9 protein-coding genes are annotated in these 8,206 nt (G+C 55.9%); 6 read left to right on the plus strand and 3 right to left on the minus strand.

Annotation, left to right across the window (positions count from 1 at the left end):
- Position 1 precedes the first annotated feature (1 nt).
- The 5 genes from BLV81_RS15160 (at position 2) to BLV81_RS15180 (ending at position 4,951) form a co-directional block, all read left to right on the plus strand.
- Positions 2 to 1,204, plus strand: a complete 1,203-nt coding sequence (locus BLV81_RS15160) for a tryptophan--tRNA ligase (RefSeq protein ID WP_092357697.1) — start codon at positions 2 to 4, stop codon at positions 1,202 to 1,204.
- Between the two features lie 72 nt (positions 1,205 to 1,276).
- Positions 1,277 to 1,867, plus strand: a complete 591-nt coding sequence (locus BLV81_RS15165) for a class I SAM-dependent methyltransferase (protein WP_369823886.1) — start codon at positions 1,277 to 1,279, stop codon at positions 1,865 to 1,867.
- Positions 1,868 to 2,007: 140 nt separating this feature from the next.
- The gene (dapA, locus tag BLV81_RS15170) at positions 2,008 to 2,886 is read left to right on the plus strand and encodes a 4-hydroxy-tetrahydrodipicolinate synthase (RefSeq protein WP_092357701.1); all 879 of its coding nucleotides are present in this window, start codon (positions 2,008 to 2,010) and stop codon (positions 2,884 to 2,886) included.
- A 58-nt stretch (positions 2,887 to 2,944) separates the two neighbouring features.
- Positions 2,945 to 4,120, plus strand: coding sequence for an outer membrane protein assembly factor BamC (bamC, locus tag BLV81_RS15175; protein ID WP_092357703.1), 1,176 nt, complete (start codon positions 2,945 to 2,947; stop codon positions 4,118 to 4,120).
- Positions 4,121 to 4,174: 54 nt separating this feature from the next.
- The gene (locus BLV81_RS15180; RefSeq protein ID WP_092357705.1) at positions 4,175 to 4,951 is read left to right on the plus strand and encodes an MBL fold metallo-hydrolase; all 777 of its coding nucleotides are present in this window, start codon (positions 4,175 to 4,177) and stop codon (positions 4,949 to 4,951) included.
- A 115-nt stretch (positions 4,952 to 5,066) separates the two neighbouring features.
- On the opposite strand, the gene BLV81_RS15185 is transcribed toward BLV81_RS15180, so the two are convergent.
- Entirely contained in the window at positions 5,067 to 5,378 is a 312-nt protein-coding gene (locus BLV81_RS15185; protein ID WP_092357707.1) for a hypothetical protein, read from the minus strand.
- A 570-nt stretch (positions 5,379 to 5,948) separates the two neighbouring features.
- Entirely contained in the window at positions 5,949 to 7,070 is a 1,122-nt protein-coding gene (locus BLV81_RS15190; RefSeq protein WP_092357709.1) for a cupin domain-containing protein, read from the minus strand.
- Positions 7,071 to 7,271: 201 nt separating this feature from the next.
- Here BLV81_RS15190 and BLV81_RS15195 point away from each other — a divergent pair, with 201 nt between their 5' ends.
- The gene (locus BLV81_RS15195) at positions 7,272 to 7,814 is read left to right on the plus strand and encodes an FKBP-type peptidyl-prolyl cis-trans isomerase (RefSeq protein WP_092357738.1); all 543 of its coding nucleotides are present in this window, start codon (positions 7,272 to 7,274) and stop codon (positions 7,812 to 7,814) included.
- Between the two features lie 65 nt (positions 7,815 to 7,879).
- On the opposite strand, the gene BLV81_RS15200 is transcribed toward BLV81_RS15195, so the two are convergent.
- Positions 7,880 to 8,206: integrase core domain-containing protein (locus BLV81_RS15200; protein ID WP_143036344.1), on the minus strand; the 327-nt coding region annotated here is incomplete at its 5' end.

The following is an 8,206-nucleotide window of genomic DNA, read 5'->3' on the forward strand; positions in this document are numbered from 1 at the left end:
TATGTACCCTGACCGTGTTGTCTCTGGCATGCGCCCGACTGGCGCTTTGCATCTTGGCCATTATCACGGCGCTTTGAAAAACTGGGTGAGGCTGCAATCCGAGCTGCCTTGCCTGTTTTTTGTCGCCGACTGGCATGCATTGACCACCCATTACGACGATCCCAGCCAGATCGAAACCAGTACCTGGGACATGTTGATCGACTGGCTGGCGGCAGGGGTCGATCCCTCGCAGGCCACGCTGTTCATCCAGTCCAGGGTGCCGGAACACGCCGAACTGCATCTGCTGCTGTCGATGGCGACGCCGCTGGGCTGGCTGGAGCGGGTGCCGACCTACAAGGATCAACAGGAAAAGCTCGCCGACCGCGACCTGGCGACCTACGGTTTTCTCGGTTATCCGCTGCTGCAGGCCGCCGATGTGCTGATTTATCGCGCCAGCCAGGTGCCGGTGGGGGACGACCAGGTGCCGCATGTTGAAATGATGCGTGAAATCGCGCGTCGTTTTAATCATCTGTACGGCAAGGAAAAGGGCTTTGAAGAAAAGGCCCAGGAAGCCGTCAAGAAGCTGGGCAGCAAGCGCGCCAAGCTCTACAACGAACTGCGCACCCAGTTCCAGCAGGAGGGCAGTGAAGACGCGCTAGGCCAGGCCAAGGCCATGCTGGACGATGCCCAGAACCTGTCGATGATAGATCGCGAGCGCTTGTTCGGCTTCCTGGAAGGCAGCCGTAAGCTGATTCTGACGGAACCGCAAGCGCTGCTGACGGAATCTTCGCGTTTGCCAGGGCTGGACGGCCAGAAGATGTCGAAGAGTTATGGCAATGCCATCGCCCTGCGCGAAGACAAGGATGTGGTGACCAAGAAGATCCGCACCATGCCGACCGACCCGGCGCGGGTGCGCCGCACCGATCCCGGTAATCCGGACAAATGCCCGGTATGGCAATTCCATGTGGTGTATACCGACGATGCAACCAGGGAATGGGTCACCAAGGGCTGCCGCAGCGCAGGCATCGGCTGCCTCGAATGCAAGCAGCCGGTGATCGACGCCATCATCAAGGAGCAAGAGCCGATGCACGAACGCGCCCAGCAGTATCTTGACGATCCGTCACTGGTGCGGGCGATAGTGGCAGATGGCTGCGATCATGCGCGCAAGCTGGCGCAGGATACGATGCGCGATGTGCGCGAGGCGATGGGCTTGAGCTATAACTAAGAGCACCATGGCTGAAGCCGGGATACTTGCTGTAAAGTCAATTCTTGAATCAATTCAGCGGATAAAAACGTGGTGACGAATTCAATCTCACCCTGGATCAGCCGCTTCGGCGGCCTGATACCGATCTCGGCGGGTACCGTACTTGACCTCGCTTGCGGCAATGGCCGCCATGCTCTGTGGCTGGCGCAGCGGGGCCTGCAGGTGCTGGCGGTTGACCGCAATCCGGAATTGCTGGCCGAAATCGACGCCGCCGGCATAAGCGCTATCGCTACGCGCCGGATCGAGCTGGAAGCCGGCCCCTCGGATGCGCTTGCAGCATTGTTCCAGGCCGATCGGTTCAGCGCCGTGGTCGTGACCAACTACCTGCATCGGCCCTTGTTTCCCGCGATACTGGGAAGCGTGGCAAAGCAAGGCGTATTACTCTATGAAACGTTTGCCGCCGGCAATGAGCAATTTGGCAAGCCGTCGAATCCCGATTTTTTATTGCAGCCCGGCGAATTGTTGGCCTTGCTGGCTGCCGATGCGGCTGGCAGCTGGCGTGTGGTGGCCTTTGAGGATGGCTATGCGGCTGGGCCGAAGCCGGCTATGGTGCAGCGGATTTGCGCCATTAAGTGTGGCATTAAGCTAGCCGGCGGCGCAGCTTCAAGCTTGCGTATCGCGTAGGCAGTTTGGTCCAGGGCGCGAGTGGATTATCGGAAATTTCCGTGTGGAAATTGTATTTGTAAGCCGATTTACAAGTTGAAATAACCCATAGCCACGGCGATCCGCTACAATCAGTCTTTTATTTTTTAGCATTCACGATCATGATCAAGGGCAGCATTGTTGCAATCGTTACTCCCATGCACACCGACGGCAGTCTCGACCTGCCAGGTTTGCGAAAGCTGATTGACTGGCACATCGCTGAAGGGACCGACGCTATCGTCATCGTCGGTACTTCGGGAGAGTCGCCGACGGTCACGGTGGAAGAGCACTGTGCCCTGATCAAGCTGGCGGTCGACCACGCGGCCAAACGGATTCCAATCATCGCCGGCAGCGGCGGCAATTCCACGGCAGAAGCGATTCAGCTGACCCGTTTTGCCAAGGAAGCCGGCGCCGATGCATCGCTGCAGGTTGTGCCTTACTACAACCGGCCGACGCAAGAGGGCATGTACCAGCATTTCAAGAAAATCGCCGAGTCGGTCGATTTACCGATCATTTTGTACAATGTCCCCGGCCGTACCGTGGCGGACATGAGCAACGAGACCATCCTGCGCCTGGCGCAAGTGCCTGGCATTATCGGCATCAAGGATGCAACCGGCAATATCGGCCGCGGTTCGGATTTGATTCGCCTGGCGCCGGCCGATTTTGCCGTCTATTCCGGCGACGACGCTACGGCAATGGCGCTGATGTTCTGCGGCGGCAAGGGTAATATTTCGGTGACCGCCAACGTCGCGCCGCGCGATATGCACCTGCTGTGCGTCGCTGCGATGAGCGGAAATGTTGCTGAAGCAGTCAAACTGAACAACAAGCTTTTGCCGTTGCATAACAAATTGTTTGTTGAGCCGAATCCTCTGCCCGTGAAATGGGCGCTCACAGAGATGGGCATGATGTCTGACGGCATTCGTTTGCCGCTGGTGCCGCTGGCCGCCGAGTTTCATGCAACGGTGCGGGCGGCGCTGCGTGAATCGGGTGTATTAAAATAAGCTGCGCTGACAGGCGTTTTCCCTAGAACTTCTCTCGTCTTTTTGATCCTGTATCCACATGACTATTCGCAAGAACATTTCATCGACTCAAATCAGTCTCACACAACGCAGCGTTGTCATCGCCTTGGCGCTAGCCGGTCTTGCAGGATGCTCGTCGATCAGTTCGGTGCTCGAGCCGGATCGTATCGATTATAAAAGCGCGGGCAAGGTGACGGCGCCAAAACTCGATATCCCTCCCGACCTGACCCAGTTGCAGCGCGAGAATCGTTATGCGATTCCTGAATCGAATGCAGGCACTGCGACCGCTTCCGGCTACAACCTCGATCAGAGCGTGCGCCCGGCTGCGGCGGCCGCGGCGATTGCGCCTAACGCCACCCCTGACATGCACATCGAGCGCGATGGTTCGCAGCGCTGGCTGGTGGTCAATGCAAGCCCGGAAAGCCTGTGGCCCAAGGTCAAGGATTTCTGGCAGGACTCTGGCTTCCTGATCAATATCGAAAATTCGGAAACCGGCGTGATGGAAACCGACTGGGCTGAAAATCGCGCCAAGATTCCGCAGGATTTCGTTCGCAACACGCTGGGCAAGGTATTCGATTCGCTGTATTCGACCGGTGAGCGCGACAAGTTCCGCACCCGCCTGGAACGCGGACCGAACGGCACTACCGAGATTTACATCAGCCAGCGCGGTGCGGAAGAAGTGTTGTCCGGTGCGCAAAAGGAATCGAGCATCTGGACTGCACGTCCTTCCGATCCGCAATTGGAAGCTGAATTCCTGTCGCGCCTGATGGTGCGCCTGGGCAGCGACGAAGTGAAGGCTAAGGCTGCGGTCGCCAATGCGCCGTCGTTGCAAGCACGTTCCAAGCTGGTCAAGAACGCTGCCGGCGATTACGTGCAGGTTGATGAGGGATTCGACCGCGCATGGCGTCGTGTCGGCCTGGCGCTGGACCGCGTCGGTTTCACGGTGGAAGATCGTGACCGCACCCAAGGTACCTACTTCGTACGCTATGTCGATCAGGATGCCGATGCCAAGGACAAGAAATCGGACAAGGGTTTCTTCGCCAAGATTTTCAGCAGCTCGGATAGCGACAAGGCAAAAAATGCGGCTAGTTACCGTATTCTGGTAAAGGGCTCTGAAACCGGCAGCCAGGTTGCCGTGTTGAACAAGGATGGCAAGCCTGAACTGTCGAAAACTTCCGACAAGATCCTGGCTTTATTGAACGAACAGCTGAAGTAGGCTGGCCGTCAGTTATAAGACGCAATGCGGCGCCGTGGCTGCTAGGAACCACTCTTGAAATTCGCAAGTCTGGGTAGTGGCAGCGAAGGCAACGCATTGCTGATTTCAGCAACATCAGGCGGCACGACCACTAACGTGATGCTTGATTGCGGCTTTGGCATCCGGGAAACCGAACGCCGCCTGGCCCGCCTGGGTCTGGATGGCGCCGCACTCTCCGCAATTATCGTCACCCACGAGCACCAGGATCATGTCGGCGGCGTTTTCAAGTTCGCCCGCCGCCATCGCTTGCCGGTGTGGCTCACCTACGGCACCTATCAAGCCTTGCGCCAGGACAGCACCGCCGATGTGGCGCTGCGTTTTTGCCGTGACGGCGACCGCTTCGCCATCGGCGATCTCCAATTAATTCCCTATACGGTTCCGCACGATGCGCGCGAGCCGGTGCAATACGTGGCAACCGACGGCGATCGCCGGCTCGGCGTGCTGACCGACGCCGGCAAGCTTACCGAGCATCTGGTGCAAGTCCTGGGCGGTAGCGATGCGCTGGTGCTGGAATGCAATCACGATCGGCAGATGCTTAGCGATTCGGCTTATCCGCCATCGCTCAAGCGCCGTATCGGCGGCCAGTACGGCCATTTGTCGAACGATGTTGCGCGTGAAATCCTGGCGGCGCTGGATCAGTCGCGTTTGCGCAAGGTGGTCGGTGCGCACCTGAGTGTGCGTAACAATTTACCGGAGTTGGCGTACGCGGCGTTGTGCGGCGCACGTCATAGCGAATTGGTGGAAGTGACGATCGCTTGCCAGGAGGAAGGTTTCGAGTGGATCGAGATGTAAAAGTGACGCTTGACGTGTAAAGCGTGGCCTGTGAGGCGCGGATTCGAACTTCATCCGATATTTTCGATAATAAAAAAGCCGACCCAAGGGTCGGCTTTTTTTAAGCAACCAATGATTACTTGGAAGCAGCAGGAGCGGCAGCAGCTTTAGCAGCGTCAGCAGCAGCGTCAACAGCTGTGTGAGCAGCATCAGCAGCAGCGGAGCCAGCAGCAGCAGCGGCGGAGCCGGCAGCAGTTGCAGCGTCAGCAGCAGCGGAACCAGCGGCAGTTGCAGCAGCAGCAGCGTCGGAAGCAGCGGAAGCGGCAGCAGCAGCAGGAGCAGCCATAGGCGCTGGAGTGGAAGCGTCAGCAGCAGGAGCTTCGTCTTTTTTGCCGCAAGCAGCCAGAGTCAGAGCCAACAGGGATGCGATCAACAGTGTTTTTTTCATGAATGTTCCTTCAGTAGTAATCAAAAATTTTGCGATGAATAATTACCGGTAATTATCGCTCTACAGGATGTTTTCGCAGTGCTTTGCCGGGACTGCGCATCGCGATGCAACAAAAACTTTCCAGCTCAGAATTATAGCCGGAATTTGTTAAATATGACATTAACGGTTTGCTATTTGGTAAGAATTTGTATCAATGCAACAGCGCTTTCAGATGTGCTGGTAACCGTTCCTATTTCATCGGCGGGCGCGACTCGCTGCGTTAGCTCGATTTGCTGCCTAAAACGCACTCGCCATCGTTGCATGGCTATGCTGCGCAGATATCTTGAGATACACACATTTCGCAGCCGATTTGTTAAATAATGTCACTTGCAGATTATATTTATGCAAATTGGATTAAATGGCAATCCGGTATTTGTTTTATTATTCATGACATTAAAATAAAGTCTTATTCGAAATATTATGTATTTTATGTATTCTATCCCGATGTTTTATGAGAATCTTTTTCATCTCTCATGCCTATTTAAACATCAGCCATAAAATCCTGATCTTTATTGTTTATACTTGAAGCGCTCAACCTAAGGTAATCCAGCCGTCTTCGTACCAGGTATAGAGCGCCTCAAGCACGTCGGTCGAGACTTTGGCGGCGGCTTCGCTGTCGAGCCTGCGCTGGTCAGCCAGCAGCGTCAATGATGTTTTATCGGCACGTCCGGCGGCGAATGACTCGCCATTGATGAATACGTGCTTGCCACGATACAGCATCTGGGTTTTGCGTGAAAGCGCCACGCCGCGTTTGCTTAATGCAGCGGTAAAGCGAGCGAGCGTCAGCGGCCGCGCCGGCGATTCGAAAAATACATTGGCTTTCGGTTCCGACAGATATTCGCCGACGAAAATGGCAATATCGTCCTCGGTGAAGCGGACTTTATTGAGTTCGTCCGAGATTTGCGTCAGCATGCCGCCACTGATTTCCGCCGGATGCTTGCTGGGTTTCAGGTCAGGGTCGGCATAGCGCCCAGGCAGGTCGATGGAATCTGCCATGAATTGCAGGAACGCTTCACCCAACTCCTGGAATGGCGGGGCGCGGAAGCCGATCGAATACGTCATGCATTCGCCAATTGCCGTGCCATCGTGGGCGTATTGCGGCGGCAGGTAGAGCATGTCGCCGGGTTCCAGGATGAATTCCTGCTCGGGCTTGAAATTCTTGAGTATCTTCAGCGCGCTGCCTTCCACCAGGGTAAGGTCTTGGCTAGCGCCTATTTTCCAGCGCCGCTGGCCGTGAGCCTGCAACAAAAACACATCGTAGGAGTCGAAATGCGGACCGACGCCGCCAGTATCGGTGGCATAGCTGATCATCAGGTCGTCCAGCCGCGCATCGGGAATGAAACGGAACTGGCGCAACAGGGTATCCGCGCCATCGTGGTGCAGGTTGACGCCCTGCACCAGCAGGGTCCAGTCCTTTTGGCGCGTGCTCGGCAAATCCTTTGCGGGGCCGTTGGCTACTTGCCATTGCTGCTTGAAATGCGTCACCAGGCGTGATTCGACGTCGTCCCGCTGCGCCAGTTCAAACAGGGCCTCAGGCGAGAGCAGGGGCTTGAAGCCGGGCAGGGCCTGACGGATCAGCAAGGGTTTTTTATGCCAGTAATCGCGTAAAAATTGCGCGGGGGACAGGCCGCCCAGGAGTGTGGAATTTTTCATGTCGTCATTATATCGGGTTGCATGCCGTAAAATCAGGCTTGGGCGCATGAGTTGGCGTGTAAATCGGCCTGTAATCAGCAAGTGCGCAATATGCCGCGGCAAGCTTGATCGGGACAGGTTTCGTAAAAATTTGTGCTGTTGGCGAAGCAGGGCCGTTCCGGCGGGTATAATCCCAGCGCATGTTAAATGAAAGGAATGATCATGAAGATTGCCAAAAATACGGTAGTGACTGTGCACTACAAATTGTCAGATGCCCAAGGCAATCTGATCGAAGAAGGCAGCGAACCGATGGTGTATTTGCACGGCGGTTACGAAAACACGTTGCCGAAAATCGAAGAAGCACTGGATGGCAAGGAAGTCGGCTATCAAACCGAGCTGCAAGTTGAGCCGGACGACGCGTTTGGCGAGTACGACTCGAATCTGGTCAAGATAGAGCCGCGCAATCGCTTGCCGACACCACTGGAAGTCGGCATGCAATTTGAAGGCACGCCAGACAACGAGGATGAAGAAGAGCAGGCATTGATTTTCACGGTGACCGACATTGCCGACGACAAGGTTGTGCTCGACGGTAATCATCCGCTGGCCGGCATTGCCCTGCGTTTCGATCTGAGCGTGACGGAAGTCCGTGCCGCTTCGGAAGAAGAAATCGCCCATCAGCATGTCCACGGCGCCCACGGTCATCATCACGACGATCTGGACGACGATGGCGCGGACGACCATTTCCGCAGTCATCCTATCCACTGATTCATTAGTGTTGTGCGCCGGAGCAATCAGGACGGTTGTCCAGTCCTAAAATAGGTTGACAATATTTATTGCCATAGAAACGCTTGATGCACTGCATCGGGCGTTTTGTATTTCAAGGCGGTGTGCGGCCGTTCTTGATTATAAATTTGAACGGATTGGGCCACCATTTTACGAGCTTGCTTCAGATCGGCCGACCGGCTTAGCAAGAGCTCTCCCTTGAGGATGCCGTTGACTCGTTCAGCCAAGGCATTCTGATAGCAGTCGTAGCCGTCCGTCATTGAGCAGGTCAGCCCGTGGCGGCGATGGATGTCCTGGTAGTAATTGGAGCAGTATTGGATACCTCGGTCCGAATGATGAATCAACGGCCCTTTGCTACGACGTCCCCGAAGCGC

Origin of the sequence: Collimonas sp. OK242 (genome assembly GCF_900107095.1) — a bacterium.
In the GTDB taxonomy this organism is placed as follows: Bacteria; Pseudomonadota; Gammaproteobacteria; order Burkholderiales; family Burkholderiaceae_D; genus Collimonas.

What these genes read in the sequence shown, in the direction of transcription:
- BLV81_RS15190 (WP_092357709.1), bottom strand. Translation starts at nt 7,070, where the DNA reads ATGAAAAATTCCACACTCCTGGGCGGCCTGTCCCCCGCGCAATTTTTA.
- dapA (WP_092357701.1), top strand. Translation starts at nt 2,008, where the DNA reads ATGATCAAGGGCAGCATTGTTGCAATCGTTACTCCCATGCACACCGAC.
- BLV81_RS15160 (WP_092357697.1), top strand. Translation starts at nt 2, where the DNA reads ATGTACCCTGACCGTGTTGTCTCTGGCATGCGCCCGACTGGCGCTTTG.
- BLV81_RS15185 (WP_092357707.1), bottom strand. Translation starts at nt 5,378, where the DNA reads ATGAAAAAAACACTGTTGATCGCATCCCTGTTGGCTCTGACTCTGGCT.
- BLV81_RS15195 (WP_092357738.1), top strand. Translation starts at nt 7,272, where the DNA reads ATGAAGATTGCCAAAAATACGGTAGTGACTGTGCACTACAAATTGTCA.
- bamC (WP_092357703.1), top strand. Translation starts at nt 2,945, where the DNA reads ATGACTATTCGCAAGAACATTTCATCGACTCAAATCAGTCTCACACAA.